Source organism: Mycolicibacterium neworleansense (genome assembly GCF_001245615.1).
GTDB classification, from domain to species: Bacteria; Actinomycetota; Actinomycetes; order Mycobacteriales; family Mycobacteriaceae; genus Mycobacterium; species Mycobacterium neworleansense.
The window spans coordinates 866,576-889,444 of record NZ_CWKH01000003.1 but is presented as its reverse complement, the minus strand read 5'-3'; the positions used below and the strand labels follow the sequence as shown (position 1 = coordinate 889,444).

At 68.5% G+C, this 22,869-nt stretch carries 24 protein-coding genes; 10 read left to right on the top strand and 14 right to left on the bottom strand.

What is annotated here, in order from left to right; all coding sequences use genetic code 11:
- The first annotated feature begins 10 nt into the window (after nucleotides 1-10).
- The 4 genes from BN2156_RS28955 to BN2156_RS28940 are packed head-to-tail and all read left to right on the top strand — an operon-like array spanning nucleotide 11 to nucleotide 5,920.
- The gene (locus BN2156_RS28955; RefSeq protein WP_090518301.1) at nucleotides 11-1,219 is read left to right on the top strand and encodes a cation:proton antiporter domain-containing protein; all 1,209 of its coding nucleotides are present in this window, start codon (nucleotides 11-13) and stop codon (nucleotides 1,217-1,219) included.
- The gene (gene purL, locus BN2156_RS28950) at nucleotides 1,216-3,546 is read left to right on the top strand and encodes a phosphoribosylformylglycinamidine synthase subunit PurL (protein ID WP_090518300.1); all 2,331 of its coding nucleotides are present in this window, start codon (nucleotides 1,216-1,218) and stop codon (nucleotides 3,544-3,546) included. Before BN2156_RS28955 ends, purL begins: the two co-directional genes overlap by 4 nt.
- Nucleotides 3,543-5,270, top strand: a complete 1,728-nt coding sequence (locus tag BN2156_RS28945; protein WP_090518299.1) for an alpha/beta hydrolase — start codon at nucleotides 3,543-3,545, stop codon at nucleotides 5,268-5,270. The genes purL and BN2156_RS28945 overlap by 4 nt, the downstream gene beginning before the upstream one ends.
- Nucleotides 5,270-5,920, top strand: a complete 651-nt coding sequence (locus BN2156_RS28940; RefSeq protein ID WP_090518298.1) for an Rv0804 family intramembrane glutamic endopeptidase — start codon at nucleotides 5,270-5,272, stop codon at nucleotides 5,918-5,920. The genes BN2156_RS28945 and BN2156_RS28940 overlap by 1 nt, the downstream gene beginning before the upstream one ends.
- Here the strand turns inward: BN2156_RS28940 and BN2156_RS28935 are convergent.
- A complete protein-coding gene (locus BN2156_RS28935; protein ID WP_090518297.1) occupies nucleotides 5,841-7,106 on the bottom strand; it encodes a hypothetical protein in 1,266 nt (421 codons plus the stop codon). The genes BN2156_RS28940 and BN2156_RS28935 overlap by 80 nt on opposite strands.
- 64 nt (nucleotides 7,107-7,170) lie before the next feature.
- Nucleotides 7,171-8,376, bottom strand: coding sequence for an MCE family protein (locus BN2156_RS28930; protein WP_090518296.1), 1,206 nt, complete (start codon nucleotides 8,374-8,376; stop codon nucleotides 7,171-7,173).
- Nucleotides 8,377-8,394: 18 nt separating this feature from the next.
- On the opposite strand from BN2156_RS28930, the gene BN2156_RS28925 reads away from it, so the two are divergent.
- Nucleotides 8,395-8,781 (top strand): sterol carrier family protein, encoded by a 387-nt coding sequence (locus BN2156_RS28925; protein ID WP_090518295.1) that lies wholly within the window; start codon nucleotides 8,395-8,397, stop codon nucleotides 8,779-8,781.
- 19 nt (nucleotides 8,782-8,800) lie between these two features.
- Here BN2156_RS28925 and BN2156_RS28920 read toward each other — a convergent pair whose 3' ends face one another.
- Both BN2156_RS28920 and BN2156_RS28915 read right to left on the bottom strand, forming a co-directional pair.
- On the bottom strand, nucleotides 8,801-9,184 hold the full coding sequence (locus BN2156_RS28920; protein ID WP_090518294.1) for a DUF4259 domain-containing protein: 384 nt from the start codon (nucleotides 9,182-9,184) through the stop codon (nucleotides 8,801-8,803).
- Nucleotides 9,185-9,243: 59 nt separating this feature from the next.
- The gene (locus tag BN2156_RS28915; RefSeq protein WP_090518293.1) at nucleotides 9,244-10,596 is read right to left on the bottom strand and encodes a DoxX family protein; all 1,353 of its coding nucleotides are present in this window, start codon (nucleotides 10,594-10,596) and stop codon (nucleotides 9,244-9,246) included.
- A gap of 211 nt (nucleotides 10,597-10,807) precedes the next feature.
- Between BN2156_RS28915 and purF the strand changes: the two genes are divergently transcribed.
- Together purF and purM are read left to right on the top strand one after the other, a co-directional pair.
- Nucleotides 10,808-12,343, top strand: a complete 1,536-nt coding sequence (gene purF, locus BN2156_RS28910) for an amidophosphoribosyltransferase (RefSeq protein ID WP_090518292.1) — start codon at nucleotides 10,808-10,810, stop codon at nucleotides 12,341-12,343.
- A 50-nt stretch (nucleotides 12,344-12,393) separates the two neighbouring features.
- Nucleotides 12,394-13,485: a phosphoribosylformylglycinamidine cyclo-ligase gene (gene purM / locus BN2156_RS28905; RefSeq protein WP_090518291.1), complete on the top strand. Its 1,092-nt coding sequence runs from the start codon at nucleotides 12,394-12,396 to the stop codon at nucleotides 13,483-13,485.
- A gap of 82 nt (nucleotides 13,486-13,567) precedes the next feature.
- Here purM and BN2156_RS28900 read toward each other — a convergent pair whose 3' ends face one another.
- Nucleotides 13,568-13,741, bottom strand: a complete 174-nt coding sequence (locus BN2156_RS28900) for a DUF3073 domain-containing protein (RefSeq protein WP_003884645.1) — start codon at nucleotides 13,739-13,741, stop codon at nucleotides 13,568-13,570.
- A gap of 267 nt (nucleotides 13,742-14,008) precedes the next feature.
- The gene (ygfZ, locus tag BN2156_RS28895) at nucleotides 14,009-15,103 is read right to left on the bottom strand and encodes a CAF17-like 4Fe-4S cluster assembly/insertion protein YgfZ (protein WP_090518290.1); all 1,095 of its coding nucleotides are present in this window, start codon (nucleotides 15,101-15,103) and stop codon (nucleotides 14,009-14,011) included.
- 83 nt (nucleotides 15,104-15,186) lie between these two features.
- On the opposite strand from ygfZ, the gene BN2156_RS28890 reads away from it, so the two are divergent.
- Nucleotides 15,187-16,065: an aminodeoxychorismate lyase gene (locus tag BN2156_RS28890; protein WP_090518289.1), complete on the top strand. Its 879-nt coding sequence runs from the start codon at nucleotides 15,187-15,189 to the stop codon at nucleotides 16,063-16,065.
- Between the two features lie 658 nt (nucleotides 16,066-16,723).
- On the opposite strand, the gene BN2156_RS28880 is transcribed toward BN2156_RS28890, so the two are convergent.
- The 8 genes from BN2156_RS28880 to lmeA form a co-directional block, all read right to left on the bottom strand.
- Nucleotides 16,724-16,972 carry a hypothetical protein gene (locus BN2156_RS28880; RefSeq protein WP_090518288.1) on the bottom strand — a complete coding sequence of 83 codons (249 nt, stop codon included), beginning with the start codon at nucleotides 16,970-16,972 and terminating at the stop codon, nucleotides 16,724-16,726.
- Entirely contained in the window at nucleotides 16,972-17,655 is a 684-nt protein-coding gene (locus tag BN2156_RS28875; protein WP_162490994.1) for a heme-binding beta-barrel domain-containing protein, read from the bottom strand. Before BN2156_RS28875 ends, BN2156_RS28880 begins: the two co-directional genes overlap by 1 nt.
- A gap of 227 nt (nucleotides 17,656-17,882) precedes the next feature.
- Nucleotides 17,883-18,185, bottom strand: coding sequence for a DUF1416 domain-containing protein (locus BN2156_RS28865; protein ID WP_044520476.1), 303 nt, complete (start codon nucleotides 18,183-18,185; stop codon nucleotides 17,883-17,885).
- A 1-nt stretch (nucleotide 18,186) separates the two neighbouring features.
- On the bottom strand, nucleotides 18,187-19,023 hold the full coding sequence (locus BN2156_RS28860; RefSeq protein WP_090518286.1) for a sulfurtransferase: 837 nt from the start codon (nucleotides 19,021-19,023) through the stop codon (nucleotides 18,187-18,189).
- 36 nt (nucleotides 19,024-19,059) lie between these two features.
- The gene (locus BN2156_RS28855; protein WP_090518285.1) at nucleotides 19,060-19,554 is read right to left on the bottom strand and encodes a DUF4395 domain-containing protein; all 495 of its coding nucleotides are present in this window, start codon (nucleotides 19,552-19,554) and stop codon (nucleotides 19,060-19,062) included.
- A 90-nt stretch (nucleotides 19,555-19,644) separates the two neighbouring features.
- Nucleotides 19,645-19,734, bottom strand: coding sequence for an Ms5788A family Cys-rich leader peptide (locus tag BN2156_RS31570; RefSeq protein WP_350222965.1), 90 nt, complete (start codon nucleotides 19,732-19,734; stop codon nucleotides 19,645-19,647).
- Nucleotides 19,735-19,763: 29 nt separating this feature from the next.
- A complete protein-coding gene (locus BN2156_RS28845) occupies nucleotides 19,764-20,186 on the bottom strand; it encodes a thioredoxin family protein (protein ID WP_090518284.1) in 423 nt (140 codons plus the stop codon).
- Complete coding sequence (gene lmeA, locus BN2156_RS28840; RefSeq protein ID WP_090518283.1) at nucleotides 20,183-20,998, bottom strand: mannan chain length control protein LmeA; 816 nt, start codon at nucleotides 20,996-20,998, stop codon at nucleotides 20,183-20,185. Before lmeA ends, BN2156_RS28845 begins: the two co-directional genes overlap by 4 nt.
- 163 nt (nucleotides 20,999-21,161) lie before the next feature.
- On the opposite strand from lmeA, the gene BN2156_RS28835 reads away from it, so the two are divergent.
- Nucleotides 21,162-21,956, top strand: a complete 795-nt coding sequence (locus tag BN2156_RS28835; RefSeq protein WP_090518628.1) for a winged helix-turn-helix transcriptional regulator — start codon at nucleotides 21,162-21,164, stop codon at nucleotides 21,954-21,956.
- Nucleotides 21,953-22,831 carry a mycothiol synthase gene (mshD, locus tag BN2156_RS28830; RefSeq protein ID WP_090518282.1) on the top strand — a complete coding sequence of 293 codons (879 nt, stop codon included), beginning with the start codon at nucleotides 21,953-21,955 and terminating at the stop codon, nucleotides 22,829-22,831. Before BN2156_RS28835 ends, mshD begins: the two co-directional genes overlap by 4 nt.
- The last annotated feature ends 38 nt before the right edge of the window (nucleotides 22,832-22,869 follow it).

Below are 22,869 nucleotides of genomic sequence, written 5' to 3'. Positions count from 1 at the left end.
GATCTCCGCCGTGCTGTTGGGACTGATCGCGATATCGGCCGTGCTTGCCGGATGGTCGCTGCTGTCAAAGGGGTTGGCCCGGCTGCGGTTGACCGCGCCGATGGTGTTGGTACTGGCCGGGGTGATCCTCGGCTTCACCACCCAGGACGTGCTGGCCGACACCCTGAACGCCGACAGCGCCCAGCACGTCGCCGAGATCATCCTGGCCGTGCTGTTGTTCGTCGACGCCACCGATGTGCGCGGCGGATTCCTCGGCGCCAACCCTCGTGCGGCGCTGCGGCTGTTGTTCATCGCGCTGCCCATCGGCCTGGCCTGCTCGGTATTGGTGGGGCTGTGGCTGCTGCCCGGCCTGCCCTGGGCGGTCCTGCTGGTGATCGCGTGCGTCGTGGTGCCGATCGATTTCGCGCCGACATCGACGCTGCTGCGCGACGACCGGCTGCCGGAGCGGGTCCGCGGCCTGCTCAACGTCGAGGCCGGCTACAACGACGGCATCGTCTCGCCCATCTTCATCTTCGCTCTGGTGTTGGCCGCCGACCGCACCCACGCCGAGACACCGATCGACGCGCTGGCCTCCGCCGTCCCGCACGCCTTGAAGGCGATCGTCGTCGGTGTGGTGGTCGGTGCCGCCCTGGCCGTCGCGGCCAACCACGCCCAGCGCCGCGACCTGATGACCGGCCAGGCCAAGCGGTTGATCCTGGTCGCCGCACCGCTGCTGGCCTACGGTGCGAGCGTTCTCATCGACGGCAACGGCTTCGTCTCGGCGTTCGTCTGCGGCATCGCGTTCAACTATCTGCGGTCATCGGACACGTTCTCGGCCGAGTTGGAACTCGTCGACGACGTGGGCTTCCTGCTGGCGGCCGTCATGTGGTTCGTGTTCGGACTGACCGCGGTGCTGGCACTGGGCGCCGGAGTCGCTGTGTCCACGGTGCTGTTCGGCCTGCTGGCGTTGACCGTGGTGCGGATGCTCCCGGTGCTGCTGGCGATGCTGGGCTCGCCGGTGAGCCGGCGTGAACGGCTGTTGCTGGGCTGGCTGGGGCCGCGCGGCACCACCTCGATCGTGTTCGGGCTGCTGGCGTTCAATGCCCTGGAAGGTGTGGCCGAGCACACAGTGGCGCAGGTGCTGGTGGTAGCCGTTCTGGGCAGTGTCGTGCTGCACGGGGTGGGCGCACCAGCGGCTGCCCGCGCCTATGCCCGGGCAGCTACTAAACTGGGCCCGTGACGTCTGAGCTCACCCACGGCCGTACATCGACCCAAGACACTGTGGAGCGGGCAGCCGCCACCCCTGATCAGCCGCAGCCCTACCGTGAACTCGGTCTCAAGGACGACGAGTACCAGCGGATTCGCGAGATCCTGGGCCGCCGCCCCACCGACGCCGAGCTGGCGATGTACTCGGTGATGTGGAGCGAACACTGCTCTTACAAGTCCTCGAAGGTGCACCTGCGCTACTTCGGTGAGACCACCACCGACGAGATGCGCGCCGGCATGCTGGCCGGCATCGGTGAGAACGCCGGCGTGGTCGACATCGGCGACGGCTGGGCCGTCACCTTCAAGGTCGAGTCCCACAACCACCCGTCCTACGTCGAGCCCTACCAGGGCGCGGCCACCGGTGTCGGCGGCATCGTCCGCGACATCATGGCGATGGGTGCCCGCCCGGTGGCGGTCATGGATCAGCTGCGCTTCGGCGCGGCCGATGCGCCCGACACCCGCCGCGTTCTCGACGGCGTGGTCCGCGGGGTCGGCGGCTACGGCAACTCGCTGGGCCTGCCCAACATCGGCGGCGAGACGATCTTCGACCCCTCCTATGCCGGCAACCCGTTGGTCAACGCGCTGTGCGTAGGTGCCCTGCGCAAAGAAGACCTGCATCTGGCGTTCGCCTCGGGCACCGGCAACAAGATCATCCTGTTCGGTGCGCGCACCGGCCTGGACGGCATCGGCGGTGTCTCGGTGCTGGCTTCGGACACCTTCAGCGGAGACGAATCCGGCGCGGGCCGCAAGAAGCTGCCGAGCGTTCAGGTGGGCGACCCGTTCACCGAGAAGGTGCTCATCGAGTGTTGCCTCGAGCTGTACTCGGCCGGCCTGGTGGTCGGTATCCAGGACCTCGGCGGTGCCGGACTGTCCTGCGCCACATCTGAACTCGCTTCCGCCGGCGACGGCGGCATGCGCATCGAGCTGGATCAGGTGCCGCTGCGCGCCAAGGACATGACCCCGGCCGAGGTGCTCTCCAGTGAGTCCCAGGAACGCATGTGCGCCGTGGTGACGCCGGAGAACGTCGAGGCGTTCATGGCCGTCTGCCGCAAGTGGGACGTGCTGGCCAGCGTGATCGGTGAGGTCACCGACGGGGACCGGCTGCAGATCACCTGGCACGGTGAGACCGTGGTCGACGTGCCGCCGCGCACCGTGGCCCACGAGGGCCCGGTCTACCAGCGTCCGGTGGCCCGTCCAGAGAGTCAGGACGCCCTGGTCGCCGACACCTCGGCCAAACTGCCCCGGCCCAAGACCGGCGATGAGCTCAAGGCCACCCTGCTGGCGCTGATCGGCAGCCCGCACCTGTGCAGCCGGGCCTTCATCACCGAGCAGTACGACCGCTACGTGCGGGGCAACACCGTGCTGGCCGAGCATGCCGACGGCGGTGTGCTGCGCATCGACGAGGCCACCGGCCGTGGCATCGCGGTCTCCACCGACGCCTCGGGCCGCTACACCCAGCTCGACCCGTACACCGGTGCCCAGCTCGCCCTGGCCGAGGCCTACCGCAACGTCGCGGTCACCGGGGCCACCCCGGTCGCCGTCACCAACTGCCTCAACTTCGGGTCCCCCGAGGACCCGGGTGTCATGTGGCAGTTCAGCCAGGCCGTCCGCGGCCTCGCCGACGGCTGTGCCGCCCTTGGCATCCCGGTCACCGGCGGCAACGTCAGCTTCTACAACCAGACCGGATCCACCGCGATCCTGCCCACCCCGGTGGTCGGCGTGCTCGGCGTCATCGACGACGTGAAGCGACGCATCCCCACCGGCCTGGGGACCGAGCCGGGGGAGACGTTGCTGCTGCTCGGCGACACCTACGACGAGTTCGACGGCTCGGTCTGGGCCCAGGTCACCGGCGACCATCTGGGCGGGGTTCCGCCGAAGGTGGACCTGGCCCGCGAGAAGCTGCTGGCCGAGGTGCTGACCGCGGCCTCGCGCGACGGCCTGATCTCGGCGGCGCACGACTTGAGCGAAGGCGGCCTGATGCAGGCCGTGGTGGAGGCCGCGTTGGCCGGTGAAACCGGTTGCCGCGTCATCCTTCCCGAGGATCTGCCCGAGGGCATCGATCCGTTCGTCTTCCTGTTCTCCGAGTCCGCCGGCCGGGTGCTCGTCGCCGTGCCACGTACCGAGGAGAGCCGGTTCCGGTCGATGTGTGAGGCCAGAGACCTTCCCGCGACCCGGGTCGGCGTGGTGGACCAGGGTCCCGAAGGCGGGGAACCCGTGATCGAGGTCCAGGGCCAGTTCAGCATCACCCTCGCGGAGCTACGGAGCACGTCGGAGGGCGTGCTGCCCGGGCTGTTCGGGTGACGGCGGAAACCCTCGACGAACGTCACCCTCTGCTGCGCTGGGCCTGGAGCCTGGTGCGACTGGACTTCACCGGCATCGCCGTCGGAGCCCTGTTCTTCTGTCTCTCGCTGACCCCGTCGCTGCTGCCGCGCGACTGGCTGTTCGCCGGCCTGATCGGCGGCATCAACGCCGCCATCGGCTACGGCATCGGGGTCCTGTTGGGAAAAGGGCTGTACCGCTTCGGGTTACGCAACCGCACCTGGTGGCCACCGTCGAAGCGGACGCTGTACTGGCTCAAGGTGCTCGTCGTCGCCGGTGCGGTCACCGCCTGTGTGCTGATGCTGATCCCCGCAGCGGCCTGGCAACGGCAGGTCTCGTCGTTGATGGGCATGGAAGGCCCGGCCACGCCGGGCTATCTGCGCACCCTGATCATCGCGGTGGCGGTGGGCGCCGCGCTGATCGCCACCGCACGGATGCTGCGCGACGCCGTGCGACTGCTGGCCAGGTTGTTCATCCGGCGCTGGCACCTGCACCGGGAGGTGGCCCAGTTCATCGGGACGGCCATCGTGGTGGTGCTGGTGGTCACGCTCGTCAACGGCGTGCTCTACCGCGGATTCCTGGCCGGGGCCAGCCGGGTGTTTCAGCCACAGAACACCACCACACGGGAGGGCATCAGCCAGCCGTCCGAATCCGAAAGGTCCGGCAGCCCAGCCTCCTTCGCGGCATGGGATTCGCTGGGGTTCCAGGGCCGCAACTTCGTCGCGACCGGACCGCGGGCCGCCGAACTCGAAAAGCTCAACGGTGCACCGGCCCGTGAACCCATCCGGGTGTACGCCGGCCTGCATACCGCCGATGACGACGATCAGCGGATCGCGGTGCTGCTCAGCGAACTTGAGCGCACCCACGCCTTCGAGCGCAAGCTGCTGGTCATCGTCCCCACCACCGGCACCGGCTGGGTCAACCCGGTGGCCGCCCGCGCGCTGGAGCTGATGTACAACGGCGACACCGCGATGGTGGGCATGCAGTATTCGTATCTGCCGAGCTGGATCTCGTTCATGGGCGACCGCGAGAAGTCCATGAACAACGGCCGGCTGATGATCGACGCGATCCACGCACGCTGGGAGCAGCTGCCGCCCGAGCGCCGCCCGAAGCTGGTCCTGTACGGGGAGAGCCTGGGATCGATGGCCGGCCAGGGTGCGTTCAGCTGGCTGCCCGACATCTCCCGGATGGGCTTCTCCTCGGTGCTGTGGGTCGGCCCGCCCAACGCCAGTCCGCTGTGGCGCGGCCTGACCGTGCGGCGTGACCCCGGCACCCCGCAAGTACGCCCGCGCTACGACAACGGCCGCACCGTGCGGTTCTCCGAAGCGGCGAACGCCGCCGAGATCGCCGAGGACACCGCCGCGCCGTGGGAGGGCACTCGGGTCCTGTTCCTGCAGCACCCGTCCGATCCGATCATCTGGTGGTCGACGGATCTGCTGTTCTCCGAACCGGATTGGCTGGTCGAACCGCCCGGCACGGACCGCACCGCCTCGATGCGCTGGTACCCGATCATCACGTTCTGGCAGGTGGCCGCCGACATCACCAACGCGTCGAGCGTCCCGGCGGGGCACGGCCACAATTACGGCGAATCGGTACTCGACGGCTGGGCGGCCGTGGCACCACCTGAGGGCTGGACTCCCGGGGACACCGAGCGGATCCGGGTGGCGCTGGAGAAGACCGAGGCCAACGACGGACCCGAAAACTGATGCCGGCCGGCCGGATTCGGGCCGTGGCGCTTGCCGCCGGCTTGGTCGCGTGGAACGGCCTGGTCGATCCCCGGTTGCCGGCCCGCTGGCAGCCGGTGGTGCGAGCGGCGCTCGGCGGTGGGCTGATGTTCGGAACAGGGGCCCGGTCGGGGCTGCGGCCCCCGGCATTGTGGTCGGGTCTGCGACTCGGGGCGGCCGCCGCCACCGTGGTGAGCGCGGGTGTGGCGGCGAGCTCGGCGGTCCCCATCGTGCGGACGGAGATGCGCCGCAAGGTGCTTCCCGATGCGCCGGCGCGATGGTTGGCGCTGAGAATCCCGGTGGGGACGGTCTGGCCGGAGGAGGCCATCTTTCGTGCCGCACTGGCCAAGGTCGGCGCCGAGGCGTTCGGCCCGGCCGGCGGTCAGATCTTGCAGGCCACGGCGTTCGGGCTGTCACACATCGCCGATGCCCGCGCCGCGGGCGAACCGGTGCTGCCGACCGTGTTGGTCACCGGCGTGGCCGGGTGGGTGTTCGGCCGGCTGGCGCAGCGCTCGTCGAGCCTGGCCGCGCCGATGCTGGCGCACCTGGCGATCAACGAGGCGGGGGCGCTGGCTGCACTGGCCTCCCAAGCCGTGCCAGCACCCCTGCCGACGCCAGGAGTGCAGCCGTAACGGCCAGCGGCCACAGCGTGGGCACCGAGAAATCAGTGACCCGAAGCGGGATCAACACCACACAGACCACGACCACGGTCAGGATCAGCCGCGGCGCCTGCTGCGCCGCCGCGGACCCTTCTATGCGCGAATTGGCCTCGGTAACAAGCACATAGACCACCAGGAGAAGCAGTGCCGGGACGGTCGCCTGCAACCTGCCGAGGTGATCCTGAAACCGGCAGAACGCCACGGCCAGCACACACATCACCGCGGGGACCAAGATCGCCACCTCCGGCCCGGCGCCGAACAGCCGTCCCGCAACCCGGGTGGCTGCCCACGTCAACGCCAGCAGCGCGGCCGAACCCAGACACAACGCCCCGGTGGCGAACCAATAGAACCCGGCGTCGGCGAAGAACTGCGAGATGATCAGCGAGAGGGTCACGGCGGTGCTGTGGAACCCGCCCGTCGCGCCGATGTTGGCGGCCAGCAGCAGGGCCACCGCGACCAGGGCCGTCACTCCCACCGCAGTGCCCACCGGGCGCGCCACCGACTGCAGCCGGCCGCTGACCACGGTGGACGCCTCGAACCCGACCAACCCCAGGCCCAGCGGGATGGCAGCCGCGGTGGCCAGCAGCACCGAATCGATGCGGGTCGCCCCGAATTCCATCGGGGGTGTACCCGATGCCACGCGGGCCACGATCGCCAGCGCCATGTAGACGAAGACCAGCAGTCCCACGCCGGCCAGCGCTGCGGCCGTAGCACCCACCGCCCGGGTCGGCAGGTACGCCACCACCGCGCCGGCGATCACCACCACGGCCACCGACCAGCCGGGCCACCACCAGCCGGCCAGCGCCGTCTCCAGGTCCGGCGCGCCGGTCAACGGCTGCAGCGCGAGGGTCAGCGCGGCACCCACGCCCAGCAGCACATAGGCCGCCAGCTGCACCAGACTCGTGAACCGTCCGGCGGCCGGACCCACCGTGGAGGCCACCAGATCACCAGTCGACACCGCATGCGGTGCATGCCGGTGCACCCGGGCGAACGCGAAAATCAGCACAGCTGCGATCGCCGCCGCACACAGGCCGGCCACTCCATTGAAGGCCGCACCACCGATCGGCGCGAGCGACAGCCCGACAGCGCGCCAGGTCGAAAGGGACGGAGGCCAGGCCGCGGACCGCTCGGGACTCGCCGGTACTGCACGCTTAGGCATCGGCACTACCGTTCACAGATCCCCTTTTCGCCCGAAGCTCCCCTGGGCCAAGATCGTAAAGCTGTCACGGGTTGATCGTGGGCTCACCGACCTGCCGTCCCCAGACATAGTCGGTGAAGATCGGTGAGCCGAGTTCGACATGGTTGTACGGCGCGATCGACAAGCCGGTGTCCATCACCAGATACGGCGCGGGCCACAGGTCACGGGTGATCGGCTTCCAGCAACCGGGCTTGCCCTCGGGGCCGCCCTTGGCATTCACCCGCGGCAGGTTGTCGGGATAGACGTAGGTGTTGCCGACTCCGATGCTCGAGAGGGTGCCCGTGCTGTCGAGCGAATATCCGTTGTCGCCGCCGAACGTCTCATAGAAGGCGGGCGCGACGTCGTGGTAGTTGCGGATCGTGCAGAACAGCTGACCCTGATATTTGTCGAACAGTTGCGACGTCGGGATCAGATCCTGCGCCCCGCGCCGCAGATACGGCCCGCCGCGCTCGAGGATGTCCGAACCCGTTCCGGCGAAGCCGATCGCCGCGACCAGCGCCGCGTCGAGGTGGCCGCGCTGGGAGTTGAAGGTGGCGGCACTGCGGGCAGCCTCACCCAGGCCGTCGAACAGATCGGGCCCGGCCGCCGCATAGCGTTCGCCGAGATCGGCCAGCCCGGCGATGTCGTGCCGCAGCGCGGGCAGTCGCGGGTTCACATCGTCGAGGATGGTGTTGCCGTCGGACAGTGACTGCCCGAACGCGCTGCCCAGGCCGGTCAGTGCCTGCGCAGTGGCCGACAGGGTCTGGTTCAGCTTGATCGGATCGACCTGCTCGGTGATGGCGGTGATCGTCTCGAACAACGTGTTGAACTCGGTGGTGACCGCCGTGACGTCGATCGGGTCGGAACTCGAAACCCGTTGCGCACTGGGATGTTCCGGTGAGGTGAACGCCACGTACTTGTTGCCGAACACCGTCGTCGCCTGGATGGAGGTCTGCACATTGGCCGGCAGCAGGTCCAGGTACTTCGGGTTGATGTCGAGCCGCACGAGAGCCCGGACCGGGTCAGAGCCGGCGTCCACCGCGCCCACCCGGCCGATCGGGACCCCGTTGTAGGTCACCTTCGAACCCGGATCGAGCACCAGACCCGCCCGCGAGGCCAGCAGCGTCAGTGGCGTCCTGGGTTCGAACGCGCCCCGGAACTGCGCCACGATCAACCCCAGTACCAGCGCGAGGATCGCCAGAAACACTGCACCGGCCGTGCGATACGGCGGATTACGGTGATCGGCAAACACTTTGCGAGACTCTATGGCATGGCCGCGCGAGGCAGTGTCGATCCGCAAAAGACCAGGGCGGCGGTGGCCGCCGTCGCCGATTGGCTACGCGATCCCGCCCATGCCGAACCCTCACGTGCCGAACTGGCCGACGCGGTGCGCCTCACCGCGCGCACCCTGGCCGCGGCGGCACCGGGTGCCAGCGTCGAGGTCAGGGTGCCGCCGTTCGTCGCGGTGCAGTGCATCGAAGGGCCGCGCCACACCCGCGGCAACCCGCCCAACGTCGTGGAAACCGATCCGCGCACCTGGCTGCGGTTGGCCACCGGCCTGCTCGCTCTCGACGCGGCAGGCGCAGCCGTCCAGATGTCGGGATCGCGGGCCGGTGAGGTGGCCCGGTGGCTGCCGCTGGTGCCGCTGGCGGGCTGACCGGTCTGCCGGACGTGCCCTAACCCTGTTCGCGCGTGGTGGCCAGGGAGATGGCCCGCTCGAAGGTGCTGACGAGCACCGCGCGCCGTTCGGTCTTGTACGTGTCTTCCGGTTCGAGCTCGTCGATGTACTCGTCCCACACGCGCAGGTAGCGGTCACGCCAATCGCTCAGCGTGGCCACCGAAGGAAACGTGGCACCGACCCGCGCCGGCTCGACGATGTCTATCAGGATCTCGAGCCAGGCGGGCACCATCTCCCCGCCCCACTCGTCGGGCTGCACAGCGGAATCGTCGGACGTGTCGTCGAACTGCTCCGAGATCTCACCGATGATCCGGTTCGTCAGCTCGCCGAGCCCGTCGGCCACGGTGTCGCTCTCGAAGTTCCCTGGACCCCAAACTCCCACAAATCCTCCTCGACAGGGCAGATGACGTGCTCGACGCAGGGTATCGGGATCGCCGCGACTCACCGGAAGTACGGATACTCCTGCACCCAGTGAAAGCCGCGGTTACGCAGCGTGAACGTGTCAGGATCCACGCGATCCAGCCAGATCGCGACATCACGACCGGACAACTCACCGGTCAGCTGCAATTGTCCAGGGGTCGGCCGGGCTGCGGTGAGTGTGGCCAGGGGTGAGCCGTCCGGCCCCGACACCGTCAGGTGATCACCGTCGATCTTGACCGGCGCGTCCACCAATGTGCCGTTCATCGTCTGATAGGTGAGGACCTCGGGAAGGTCGAATACGACGCGCTGCCAACGAGATTCATCAGTGGTCAATGGCGGGGCGGTTCGGCCGTCGACGTCGAACCGGCTCACCGTCCAGATGCCGTACAACTCGGGTTTGGCGCGGCCGCCACCGTATTCGCTCCAACTCTGCCAGCCGGTCAGGACGCAGCCGGCCACCATCCAGACGCCGAGCACGGCCTGGACGCGGGTCGCAATGGTGTTGGCCCGGGCATCGGCGAACAGGTCGGGTTGAACGGCGGGTTCTGTGGTGCGCTGCAGCACCAGGAAGTCGGCCATCCGGCGGTACTGCGGGGCCAACAGCACCAGGCCCATCAACAGCAGGTGCCCGGACAGAATCTTGACCGGCACGTCGAAGGTCATGTTCAGCAGGAACACCTGCACCATGCTGGCCACACCCAGCAGCGCGCCCAGTGTCGCGGTCCGCGGCAGGAACAGCAGCAGCCCGGCGAGAACCTCGACCGCCCCCAGGGCCATCTCGTAGGGGTAGGAGCTACCGACCTGCAGCCACAACACCGAGGCCGGACTGAACTCGCCGTACGGGCGCAGCAACGCCGCCAGCGGGGGAGCCGGCATCTGCGTCGGGATCAGCTTGGCGAACCCGTAGAACAACATCTGGCCGGCCACACACAACCGCACGAACGTCAGGAACCAGACCCAAAGCCGCGAGTAGTCCGGCCGCTGCCGGTCCACCCATGACCACACCGCGGTGCCGACGACCGAGAACACGAGCAGGCAGAAGATCATCACCCAGATCGCGGCCTGATCCCCGCTGCCCGAATCCTGATGCAGCACCGCCTCGACGCCGAAGACGTGACGGCCGACCCAGCTGACCACCGGGCCCAGCACCGTCATCTGCCACATCACCGCCCGATCCGGCAGCCAGTGGCCCACGATCCCCAGGAAGGCGAACGTGATCTGCGCGAACAACAGACAGAACAGGCCGAAGTACAGGAAGCAGAACCGGAATGCGATCTTCGTCACCTCCGGCCACGCTTGCGGCTGAGCCGCGGAGTCGGAATCGAGGGGCTCGGTTGCCGGCTTGTCGGAGAGTTGGCGCGTCACGAAATCCATCCTTGCCGTTGGCATGTAGTGGGTCGATGGGGTTATCCCCACGGATCCGGCTACGGCTGACCACACCCCTGCGGGGCGATCGGGGAATGGCGATGGCGGCGCCCGTTGTTGCAAAAGCCGGTGCCAGAGCGGCCATTCGATTCTTTTGTTGGCCCGCCTGGACCGTAGACTCGGTTATGTCACCAACCGCCGCCCCGGGAGCAGCCCTATCGTGACTGGTCAGCAACTCGACGACGAGAACGAGCCGCGCGAGGAATGCGGCGTATTCGGGGTCTGGGCCCCAGGCGAGGACGTCGCCAAGCTCACCTACTACGGCCTCTACGCCCTGCAGCACCGCGGACAGGAAGCGGCGGGCATCGCCGTGTCCGACGGTTCGCAGATCCTGGTGTTCAAGGATCTCGGCCTGGTCAGCCAGGTGTTCGACGAGCAGACCCTGGCGGCGATGCCGGGCCATGTCGCCGTCGGCCACTGCCGCTACTCCACGACCGGGTCCACCACGTGGGAAAACGCCCAGCCGGTGTTCCGGAACACCGCCGCCGGGACCGGCGTCGCACTCGGCCACAACGGCAACCTGGTCAACACCGCCGAGCTGGCCGCCCGCGCCCGTGAGGCCGGACTGATCGACATGAAGGGTGCGCCGACGGCCACCACCGATTCCGACATTCTCGGAGCGCTCCTGGCGCACGGTGCCGCCGACGCCACTCTGGAGCAGGCCGCCCTGGAGCTGCTGCCGACCGTGCGCGGCGCGTTCTGCCTCACCTTCATGGACGAGAACACCCTCTACGCCGCCCGTGATCCGCACGGCGTGCGTCCGCTGGCACTGGGTCGCCTCGACCGGGGCTGGGTGGTGGCCTCCGAAACCGCCGCGCTCGACATCGTCGGCGCCTCGTTCGTCCGCGACATCGAACCCGGCGAGCTGCTGGCCATCGACGCCGACGGCGTGCGCTCCACCCGGTTCGCCAACCCCGAACCCAAGGGCTGTGTCTTCGAATACGTCTACCTGGCCCGTCCCGACAGCACACTGGTGGGCCGCTCGGTGCACGCCACGCGCGTCGACATCGGCCGGCGGCTGGCCCGCGAACACCCGATCGACGCCGACCTGGTGATCGGCGTCCCCGAGTCGGGAACGCCCGCCGCGGTGGGTTACGCGCAGGAATCCGGCATCCCGTTCGGTCAGGGCCTGATGAAGAACGCCTACGTGGGCCGCACCTTCATCCAGCCCTCGCAGACCATTCGGCAGCTGGGCATCCGGCTCAAGCTCAACCCGTTGCGCGAGGTCATCCGCGGCAAGCGGCTCATCGTCGTAGACGACTCGATCGTGCGCGGCAACACCCAGCGCGCCCTGGTCCGCATGCTGCGTGAGGCCGGAGCCCTCGAAGTCCACGTCCGGATCGCCTCGCCGCCGGTGCGGTGGCCCTGCTTTTACGGAATCGACTTCGCCACCCCGGCCGAGCTCATCGCCAACGCGGCATCCGCCGAGCACGAGGGCGAGATGCTCGAAGCGGTGCGGCACGCCATCGGTGCCGACAGCTTGGGCTACATCTCCCAGCAGGGCATGATCGCGGCCACCGAGCAGCCCGCCACCCGGTTGTGCTCGGCGTGTTTCGACGGGAACTACCCGATCGAGCTCCCCGGCGAGACCGCGCTGGGCAAGAACGTCGTCGAGCACATGCTCGCCACCGCGGCCCGGACCGGCGTCCCGCTGCAGGCGGCCAACGACAACGCGTCGGCCTTGAGACGTCCTTAACGCCTCCTGCGCTGTACCCCCGTAACAGCGGGGCGGTAGCCTTGCTTGCGATGACTAAGGGCGCCGAACAGCACGGCATCGCCGAACACAACAGCATTTCGTACGCGTCAGCCGGAGTCGATATCGAAGCCGGTGACCGCGCTGTTGAACTCTTCAAACCCCTCGCCGCGAAGGCGACCCGTCCGGAGGTCAGGGGCGGTCTGGGCGGCTTTGCCGGACTGTTCGCCTTACGCGGCGGGTACCGCGAGCCGGTGCTGGCCGCCTCCACCGACGGGGTGGGCACCAAGCTCGCCGTCGCACAGGCCATGGACAAACACGACACCGTGGGTCTGGACCTGGTGGCGATGGTCGTCGACGACCTCGTGGTGTGCGGCGCCGAGCCGCTGTTCCTGCAGGACTACATCGCCGTGGGCCGCACCGTCCCGGAGCGGGTGAGCGCCATCGTGTCCGGCATCGCCGAAGGTTGCATCCAGGCCGGCTGCGCACTGCTGGGCGGTGAGACGGCCGAACACCCCGGCCTGATGGAACCCGACCACTACGACATCTCCGCGACCGGTGTCGGGATCGTCGAGGCCGACAACGTGCTCGGCCCCGACCGGGTCCGTCCCGGCGACGTGATCATCGCCATGCGCTCCAGCGGGCTGCACTCCAACGGCTACTCCCTGGCCCGCAAGGTGCTGCTGGAGATCGACCGGATGAACCTGGCCGGCCACGTCGAGGAGTTCGGCCGCACGCTCGGCGAGGAGTTGCTCGAGCCGACGCGCATCTACGCCAAGGACTGCCTGGCGCTCGCCGCCGAAACCCAGGTCCGCACCTTCTGCCACGTCACCGGTGGCGGCCTGGCCGGGAACCTGGAGCGGGTGGTGCCGCACGGGCTCACCGCAGAACTGGACCGCGGCACGTGGACGCCGGCACCGGTGTTCCAGATGATCGCCCAGCGCGGACGCATCGAGCGTGCCGAGATGGAGAAGACGTTCAACATGGGCGTCGGAATGGTCGCGGTCGTCGCCCCTGAGGACACCGATCGCGCGCTGGCCATCCTGACCGCACGGCACCTGGACTGCTGGACGCTGGGAACCGTCAAGAAGGGCGGCAAGGACAGTGTGCGCGCCCAGCTGGTCGGACAGCATCCGCGGTTCTAGACAGTAGACAAGGTCGCGCTGGTAAGCGTGATGCGCAACCAGCGCGACCTGCGTCTAGCGTGTGGAACGGAATGCAGGCGGCTCAGCGCCGCCAGTCATCCTCACCCGACCATTCATCGGTGTCGTCATTGACGTCACCGGAATCGGGAGATCCCGACAGCTCACGTTGGAGCTGACTGAAGTCGGTGTTCGGTGAGCTGTACTTCAACTCACGTGCCACCTTGGTCTGCTTTGCCTTCGCCCGGCCGCGGCCCATGGGGGGACCCCCTCGCGCAATAACGGAGCGGCCCAATTGCTAGGCGGCTCCGATCTGTGTGTCTTTATTGTCCTGCCAACACTTTACCGTGCCCGCCCGCGAAGTGCTGTCAGGCCCTGCCTCACGGTGAGCGGCTGGGGGCCCGGGCTGCCATGCGTCGTTGCACAACAGCACGACCGTCACCAGGATTGCGGGAATCCGCGCTGAGACGGCCGTCACGTCGTCGGTGACCGAGTGAGTTTACGTGCTCATGTGCAGTTCCACGGGTTAACGCCCGCGGAGCCGTTCGACCGCGGCGCGCCCGGCCCCGGCGGTGGCATCCGCCTCCGGCATGGAATCCGGGTCGATCACGGCCGGGGCCTGCGCCTCGGCCCCCGCGACCAGCTCGGTATCGACCGGCAGGCCCCGTTTGACCAGGGCCAATGCGATCGGGCCGTCGTCGGCGTGGTCGACGACCGTGCCGATGCGGCCGACGTTGCGCCCGCCCGCGGTCACCACATCGCCGGTCACTGGCCGCTCGGAGGAGCCGTCGAGCTGCAGGATCACCAGCATCCTGGGCGGTTTACCCAGGTTGTGGACCCGCGCGACGGTCTCCTGGCCCCGATAGCAGCCCTTGTCGAGATGGACGGCCCCGATGCCGGGGCCACCGATCCAGCCGACCTCGTGCGGGATGGTGCGCTCATCGGTGTCGACGCCCAGCCTGGGCCGCCCGGACGCCACCCGGTGTGCCTCGTACGCCCACACCCCGGCCGGCCGGACGCCTGCGCCGGTGAGCCGCCGCGTGTAATCGGCGACTGCCTCGCGCGGCACCACCAGATCCAATTCGATGCCGGGGCCGGGCGGCCGGCGCAGGAACCCCCCGCCGGGCAGCGCCACCGCCGTCGACTCCTGCGGCAGTTGTCCGCAGCCCAAGGCCTCGACGACCTGCTCATCGGCCAGCCCGGGTCCCAGCAGCGACAGCACCGCCATATCCACCGGTTCGATCTGCACGTCGGCCCAGAACACCATCTTGCGCAGGTAGGCCAGCAGTGGTTCGCCCCGCCACGGCTCGGTGTCCACATAGGTGGTGCCGCCGAGCTCGGTCTGAATCCAGTGATCTTCGACACGGCCCTGCAGATCCAGGCTCAGGTTCTCGGTCACCGCGCCGTCCGGCAAGGCACTGACATGCTGACTCGAGATGCTGTGCAGCCACGTCTGACGGTCCTTGCCGGTCAGCGTCAGGACCGCCCGGTGCGAGCGGTCCACCAGGATCGCGCCAGCGGCTGCGGCCCGTTGTTCACCGAGCGGATCACCGTAATGCCAGACGGCGCCGGCGTCGGGGCCGGCCTCAGGTGCCGGAACTGCTGACGGGAGTGCAGACATAGCCCAACTCTACGTTCGGCGATCTTCGCGCAAGCGGCTCATCTGTCCTGCCGGGCTCATCGACGCGGCTACGCTTTGGGCCCATGGCGAGCCATCCAGCGGTACTGGTCACCCTCGACGGGCAGGTCCACGACCCCGATGTCCCGCTGCTGCATGCCGACGACCTGGCGGCGGTCCGCGGAGACGGGGTTTTCGAGACCCTGCTGGTACGCGACGGCAGGCCCTGCCTGTTGGAGGCGCACCTGGGGCGGTTGACGCAGTCCGCCAAGATGCTCGACCTGCCGGAGCCGGACCTCGACGCCTGGCGGGCCGCGGTCGCGCAGGGAGCCGCGCGCTGGACGGCCGAAAACGACGGCGACGGGGTGCTGCGCCTGGTGTACAGCCGTGGACGGGAGAGCGGGGGACCGGCGACGGCGTTCCTTACCGTCGGTGCGCTGGCCGACCGGGTGGCGGTGGTGCGGCGGGACGGGCTGGCGGCGATCACCCTGGACCGCGGTCTGCCCCTGAACGCCGGCGACATGCCGTGGCTGGCCGCGGGTGCCAAGACCCTGTCGTATGCGGTGAACATGGCCGCACTGCGGCATGCCGAACGTCACGGCGCCGGCGACGTGATCTTCGTCAGCTCCGACGGCTACCTGCTGGAGGGACCCCGTTCCACCGTGGTGATCGCCACCGAGGGTGACGACGGCCAGCCGGTCCTGCTCACGCCGCCGCCGTGGTACCCGATCCTGCGGGGCACCACTCAACAGGCACTGTTCGAGGTGGCCCGCAACAAGGGCTATGACTGCGACTTCCGTGCTCTCAAGCCGGCGGATCTGTTGAGCGCGCAAGGGGTTTGGCTGATCTCGAGCATCACCCTCGCAGCCCGGGTGCACACCCTGGACGGGCAGCCGCTGCCCGCCGCGCCGCTCGCCGCCGACATTTCCGGCCTGGTCGACGCGGCGATCGTCAGCGATCGCTGAGCTGCGAATAAATCGCTTGTCGGGGTGCAAAGACGGGGGTACCTTCGTGGGCACACAGGGAAGGAGGTGGTCCGTCAAATTGAGTGACTTATGGACATGTGAGGTGGCTGCCCGCTAGCAGCGCCGGGGTATTGCCTGCGCGCGCTGGCGAATTCCCCGCAGCCACCCGGCCCCCGAGCCTCCCGGTCTGTCCAACCAGGTACCAAGGCTCGGGGGCTGCCCCATATCTGGGGCCGGTCACGGCGACTACTGCGGCGGCTGAGGCGCCAACGACCGGCAGGCCTGCATGGCGTTCTCCCACTGAGCCTGATCGACCCCGGGCGGCGGAGGCGGAGTGTCGCCGTCACCCGGCGGCGGGCCGTCCGGACGGTGCCCGGGCCCGCCGGGATGCTCCGGGCACCGGGCGCGCCTTCGGGCGGGGCCGGAATCCCGTGCTCCTGCATGCACTGCCCGAAGGCATCCGGCGTGACCGGCGCCGATTCCGTCGACTCAGCCGGCGAGCAGGCCGCGACGGACCCGATCAGGGCGAGCGCGGCCAGCCCGGAAAACGTCGTACGCACAAGGGTTTGTCTCATTGCGATGACCGTATGAGGCTCGGCTGAGCACCAGATATTCGCCGGCTATGCGTCAGCTATGTGGCACCCGGCGGAAGCCGGAATCAGCTCGGGCCCGGCGCCAGTGTCGAGCACGCCTTGGTGGCCTGCTGCCAGGTCTGTTCGTCGACCCCGGTCGGCGGCCCGGCGACCGGGCCGGGCGCCGCCGGAACCCCGTGCTCGGACAGGCAGTGCGCATACGTCCCGTGCTCGGGCGGGGGTGAGGTCGGTGCCGGTTGCGGCCCTTCCGACGAACACGCACCGAGGAATCCCGCTGCGGCAAGCAGACCTGCCGCGACTATCGCCCGCCGCATCAGCCGACAAACCGTGACAGCCGGGCCGACAGGTGCGGTACCAGCCCGCCGTCGGCATCCACACGTTCCTCGACGTAACCCAGATCGCCACCTTCGACGATGCCGTAGAGCCGCTTGGCGCCGCCGACCAACAACCCGGACTTGCTGCGGGCCAGTGCATCGGTGACCAGCTCCCAGGAGGCTTGGGTCAGGGGCTTGCCGTAGAACAGCTCGACGTAGCCGGCCGAATGGGCCAGCAGCAGTTCGATGGCCTGGGATTCGTCACGCCCGGCCGGATCATCGGGATCGGTCACGAATCGCCAGAAGCCGGTCTCGCGCAGGCCAGGGGAGTCGTATTCGCCCGACTCGGTCAATCGCCAGGACCGGGAATCCCAGTTCAGGTAATCGCCGCCGTCGTGGGAGACCACGATCTGCTGGCCGAACCGGTAATCGCCATGGGTGTCGCGGCCTTCGCCTTCACCGCGCCAGACGCCGACCAACGGCAGCAGCGCCAGCAGCGCATCGCTGAGTTCGACGCCGTCGCGCAGGTTGGCCGTATCGGCTGGCAGCGGGAGGTCGTCGAAGACCGGGATGTTACGGGCGGCCGTGGCCTTGGCCCGCTCGGCGGCTGCCGCTACGGCTCGGTCGCCGGAGCCCGGCTCCGGGACGGAGGCCTCGGCTGGAATGTCTCGGTCGGACGTCACGACTCGTCGGTGACGAGGCGGTACACCGCGTACAACGCGAACCACGTGATGACCACGACGGCCGCGACGAGCATTATCTCGAAGAAGAGCACCACGGGAGTAAGTCTAGTTCCTAGTCGAGGGTGTCGGCGCCCCGGGTCGGCACGCCCAATACACGCCGAACGTGGGCTTGTGTGCCAAAAACGTACGAATACGCGCACACAAGCCCACGTTCGGGCAGGTCGGTCTCAGGCGACCTTGACGTCGACCTCGTGGATCCCGGCACCGGCCGGGGCCACGCTGGCGTCGCCATTGCCCGCGGGGGACAGGGCGCGCAGCGTCCAGGTGCCCGGAGCGGCGAAGAAGCGGAAGTCACCGGTAGCCGAGGCCACAACCTCAGCGGTGAACTCGTCGCTGGAATCCAGCAGGCGCACGAATGCACCGCCGACCGCCTGGCCGGAGCCGTCCACCACACGACCGGTGATGACGGTTTCCTTCTCCAGGTCGACGCCGGCCGGCAACGTCAGTCCTTGCTTGGGTGCAGAGCACATATCAACTTCCCAACTCGATCGGGGCGCCCACCAGGGAGCCGTATTCCGTCCAACTGCCGTCGTAGTTCTTGACGTTCTGGTGTCCCAGCAGCTCCTGCAGCACGAACCAGGTGTGCGAGGAACGCTCACCGATCCGGCAGTAGGCGATGGTCTCCTTCTCGCCGTCGAGGCCGGCCGCGGCGTACAGCTTGGCCAGCTCCTCGTCGGACTTGAAGGTGCCGTCCTCGTTGGCTGCCTTGCTCCACGGAACGTTGATGGCGCCCGGGATATGTCCGGGGCGCTGACTCTGCTCCTGCGGCAGGTGCGCCGGGGCCAGGATCTTGCCGGAGAACTCGTCAGGCGAACGCACGTCGACCAGGTTCTTCTCACCGATCGCGGCGATGACCTCGTCGCGGAAGGCGCGGATGTTGTTGTCCGGTGCCTTGGCCGAGTACGACGTGGCGGGACGGCTGACGGCGTCCTTGACCAGCGGGCGCGCGTCGAGCTCCCAGCGCTTGCGGCCGCCGTCGAGCAGCTTCACGTCGGCGTGGCCGTACAGCTTGAAGTACCAGTAGGCGTAGGCCGCGAACCAGTTGTTGTTGCCGCCGTACAGGATGACGGTGTCGTCGTTGCTGATGCCCTTGTCACTCAACAGCTTCGAGAACTGCTGCTGGTCGACGAAGTCACGCTTGACGGAGTCCTGCAGGTCGGTCTTCCAGTCGAGCTTGACGGCGCCGGGGATGTGGCCTTCGTCGTCGTAGGCGCTGGTGTTCTCGTCGACCTCGACGAACACCACGCCGGGGGTATCGAGGTTGTTCCCGGCCCACTCGGTCGAGACCAGGACGTCGGAACGTGCCATGTACGAATTCCTTTCGGTTGCTTCAGATTTGAGTTGTCAGGCGGTTTGGTTCACGCGGATTGCCGGACGGCGCAACCGCGCCACCAGCGGGTAGATCTGGCAGCCCAGGCAGATGCCGAAGGCGGCGTTCAGGAAGGCCGCCACCAAGGCGAAGGCCGTGGCGGTCAGGCCGAGTGCGGTGATGCCGAAAGCGAATCCGACGGTACCGACGACAGCGAACACGAAGCCGACCAACTGTGCGAACTTCAGTGGCGGCACCGGCTCACGCTCGCTGACCGGAGCCAGCCGAGGGGCGACGAAGGTGGCGAACAGCCGGCCGTAGGGATGGGCGCGCGGGCCGCCGACCGCGCCGATGGCGAAGACCACCGCCTGGACACCCAGCAGCACCGCGGCCGCGGGTGCGCTCACCCCGGCGACCAGCAGGGTGGCGATCAGCACCGCGGTGGTCACCCAGGCCGCGAACCGCGGACCCCGAACGTCGACCTGGGCGGGCCGGCCATCCGTGATGGGCTGGGTTGATGTCGATGACATGAAAACGAACTCCTGTTGTTGTGGAAGGTCTGATGGTGTGCAGGCTCAGGCACGAGGCCTGAGCGGGCGCGCGAAAGCGCGCGGCTGCCCTCAACAGCAACAACAACAGCAGCAACCCGCGACGCGGCACAGATCCACTGCGCGGCGCTTGGTGAGCACAAGCTCAAGGCGGGCTGACACGAGCCACAGCTTACCCAATAACCGCGGAGTCAGGCCAACAGTGGTTCCAGCGCCGAGCGCAGGTCAGCGGCCTTGGGAACCCCGCTGGTGCGGTACCGGGGCCGCCCGTCCCGGTCGAAGATGATGGTGGTGGGCAGCGACAGGACCGAAAGCCGCCGGGCGGCTTCGGGATTGGTGTCCATGTCGATCTCGACGTGCGCAACATCGGGCAGCTCGGCGCAGACCTGGTCGACGACGCGTCGCACTCCGGCACACGGGCCACACCAGTCGGCCGAGAAATGCAGGACGGTCGGGCCTGTCTGCGACAACCCCAGACCGCTGGTGTCGACGTTGGCGGCCTCTTCGCCGGCCTTGAGCGTGCCGGCGCGCAGCGTGATCAGGCGGCCGATCACGTAGGCGATCCCGAGCGCGGCGATGAGCACCACGATCGCCAGCACCATCGAAGAACTCATGATCGGTTGAACCCCGCGAGGTCGATCGTTACTCCCGAGGCGATGCCCTCGATGATCACGTCGGAGCCGCGGGCCCCCGCGGTGGTCGGGCTGATCCCGAACGGGAGTTTCTGCCCTGAGATCGTGTCGCTGAACTCGGACAGCACGGCCGCGGTCTTGTCGTCGGGCACGGGCTCGTCGGCGGTTCCCGGGCCGGTCAGGATTCCGGTTGCGGTCAGTACCAGGGTGGTGTCGTCGCCGTCGGCGAAGGACAGGTCGACCGAGACACTGACCCGCTTGTCCAGACCGGACTCCTTGGGCGTGCCGGTGAACACCAGCCCCTGGCTGCTGGAGATGCCGGACTCGGTGGTGCCGCCGGTGGCGTCATTGGTCTCCCGCGAGGGAGCCTCCACCAGCAGGTCGTCGATGCCCATGAACCTGCCGATATGGGTGGAGTCCATGATGATGCGGCTCTCTGCCTTCTTGACCGGCAGTTTCGCGTCGGGCCGGATCAGCCAGGACGACTCGGTGATGTCGATGCCGTGCAACGTGGCTTCCAGTGAGGCCTTCCCGACAACCGGATGGTCGACGCCCGCAGCCCGGATCTCGATCTCCCGGTACCGGTGGTTGCGGACCTGGGTGAGGAACGGAAATCCCAGGATGGCGACCCACGGATCCCAGTTGAGCCCGGCCGCGGTGCGGACGTTGCGGGCAAGCCGGTACTCGGCATAGATCGCCGAACCGAAATCGGTGCCGACGACCCCCACGATGAGCGCGGTCACGGTCGCGGTGATCCCGATCAGCAGTTTGCGCACCGGCACATTGTCGCCCACAGCCTCAGAATCGAAGCGCTCGGCGCGGCTAATCAGCAGGTGAGGCGTTATCGTTAGATCACTAAAGGCCGGTAACGGCTACATGTCAGTCATGAATCCGACCGTGTGGACATCGGGGTCCGGGCGATCGTGGGAATTGATTGCCGGCGCGCCGGAGGACCCGTTGGATCTGCTGCTACTGACCGTCGACCCGCACCCCGAGTCGGTCCTGCCCTCCCTGACCCTGCTGGCCCACACCGTGCGCACAGCACCGACAGAGGTGTCCTCGCTGCTGGAAGCGGGCAGTGCCGATGTGGCGATCGTCGACGCGCGTACCGATCTCGCGGCCGCTCGCGGCCTGTGCCGGCTGCTCGGGACGACCGGTACCTCGGTGCCCGTCGTCGCGGTGATCAACGAGGGCGGACTGGTGGCCGTCAACCACGAGTGGGGGCTGGACGAGATCCTGCTGCCCGGCACCGGCCCGGCCGAGATCGACGCCCGGCTGCGCCTGCTGGTGGGCCGTCGCGGCGGCGGCGCCAACCAGGAGAACGTCGGCAAGATCACCCTCGGTGAGCTCGCGATCGACGAGGGAACCTACACCGCACGCCTGCGCGGACGCCCCCTCGACCTCACCTACAAGGAATTCGAACTGCTCAAATACCTCGCACAGCACGCCGGGCGGGTCTTCACCCGGGCACAGCTGCTGCAGGAGGTGTGGGGCTACGACTTCTTCGGCGGCACCCGCACGGTCGACGTGCACGTCCGCCGGCTGCGCGCCAAGCTCGGCCCCGAGTACGAGTCGCTGATCGGCACCGTCCGCAACGTCGGATACAAGGCCGTGCGCCCGTCGCGCGGCCGTACCCCAGCCGCCGAGGCCACCGGCGGAGCCGACACCGGCCGGGACGCCGCCGACGACGACTTCGACCAGGCCGACGACGACGTGGACGAGCCGTTGGCCGGGCGGTTGCCCAGCCAGTGACCGAACTCGACTGGCGTACCGGGCTGTCTGAAGCCGAGCAGACCGGAATCCGTGCGCTCATCGCCGCAGCCGCCGCGGCCGACGGCGTCGCCCCGGTCGGCGATCAGGTGCTGCGCGAGCTCGCCCACGACCGCACCCGCCACCTGCTGGCGACCGACGGTGCAGACCTCGTCGGGTACCTGAACCTGGCCCCGGCCGGCGACGACGACCCGCCGATGGCCGAATTGGTGGTGCATCCGCAGGCCAGGCGGCGCGGCATCGGAGCCGCGCTGGCCCGTGCCGGGCTCGCTGAAGGGACCGCAGGCACGCGGATCTGGGCTCACGGCAACCTCGAGGCCGCCCGGGCGCTGGCGGCCGCGCTGGACCTCAAGCCGGTCCGCGAGCTGCTGCAGATGCGCCGCCCGTTGACCGACCTGCCGCCGGTGCGCACCGCAGAGGGAGTGCGGATCGGCACGTACGCCGGGCCTGGCGACGACGCCGAGCTGCTGCGGGTCAACAACGCCGCCTTCTCCTGGCATCCGGAACAGGGCGGCTGGACCGAACAGGACATCGCCGAGCGGCGCGGTGAGCCGTGGTTCGATCCGGAAGGACTTTTCGAGGCGTTCGACGAACGCAGCGGGGCACTGCTGGGTTTCCACTGGACGAAGGTGCACAGCCCTGAACTGGGCGAGGTCTATGTCGTCGGCGTCGATCCGTCGGCGCAGGGTCGGGGACTGGGCTCGGTGCTCACCCTGGCCGGTCTGCACCACCTGGCGGGCAGGTCTCTGGCGACGGTGCTACTTTACGTCGAGGCAGATAACTCGGCGGCTGTGGCGACCTACCAGAACTTGGGTTTCGAGGTGTTCAGCGTCGACGTGGCGTACTCCGCCGGTTAACCCGTTTAGCTGTGAACACGCTGAACCTATTCACTGCC

What these genes read in the sequence shown, in the direction of transcription:
- BN2156_RS28890 (WP_090518289.1), top strand. Translation starts at nt 15,187, where the DNA reads ATGGCGAGCCATCCAGCGGTACTGGTCACCCTCGACGGGCAGGTCCAC.
- BN2156_RS28855 (WP_090518285.1), bottom strand. Translation starts at nt 19,554, where the DNA reads ATGTCATCGACATCAACCCAGCCCATCACGGATGGCCGGCCCGCCCAG.
- BN2156_RS28915 (WP_090518293.1), bottom strand. Translation starts at nt 10,596, where the DNA reads ATGGATTTCGTGACGCGCCAACTCTCCGACAAGCCGGCAACCGAGCCC.
- BN2156_RS28860 (WP_090518286.1), bottom strand. Translation starts at nt 19,023, where the DNA reads ATGGCACGTTCCGACGTCCTGGTCTCGACCGAGTGGGCCGGGAACAAC.
- ygfZ (WP_090518290.1), bottom strand. Translation starts at nt 15,103, where the DNA reads ATGTCTGCACTCCCGTCAGCAGTTCCGGCACCTGAGGCCGGCCCCGAC.
- BN2156_RS28845 (WP_090518284.1), bottom strand. Translation starts at nt 20,186, where the DNA reads ATGAGTTCTTCGATGGTGCTGGCGATCGTGGTGCTCATCGCCGCGCTC.
- BN2156_RS28925 (WP_090518295.1), top strand. Translation starts at nt 8,395, where the DNA reads ATGGCCGCGCGAGGCAGTGTCGATCCGCAAAAGACCAGGGCGGCGGTG.
- BN2156_RS28940 (WP_090518298.1), top strand. Translation starts at nt 5,270, where the DNA reads ATGCCGGCCGGCCGGATTCGGGCCGTGGCGCTTGCCGCCGGCTTGGTC.
- BN2156_RS28865 (WP_044520476.1), bottom strand. Translation starts at nt 18,185, where the DNA reads ATGTGCTCTGCACCCAAGCAAGGACTGACGTTGCCGGCCGGCGTCGAC.
- BN2156_RS28880 (WP_090518288.1), bottom strand. Translation starts at nt 16,972, where the DNA reads ATGCGGCGGGCGATAGTCGCGGCAGGTCTGCTTGCCGCAGCGGGATTC.
- purM (WP_090518291.1), top strand. Translation starts at nt 12,394, where the DNA reads ATGACTAAGGGCGCCGAACAGCACGGCATCGCCGAACACAACAGCATT.
- BN2156_RS28935 (WP_090518297.1), bottom strand. Translation starts at nt 7,106, where the DNA reads ATGCCTAAGCGTGCAGTACCGGCGAGTCCCGAGCGGTCCGCGGCCTGG.
- BN2156_RS28900 (WP_003884645.1), bottom strand. Translation starts at nt 13,741, where the DNA reads ATGGGCCGCGGCCGGGCGAAGGCAAAGCAGACCAAGGTGGCACGTGAG.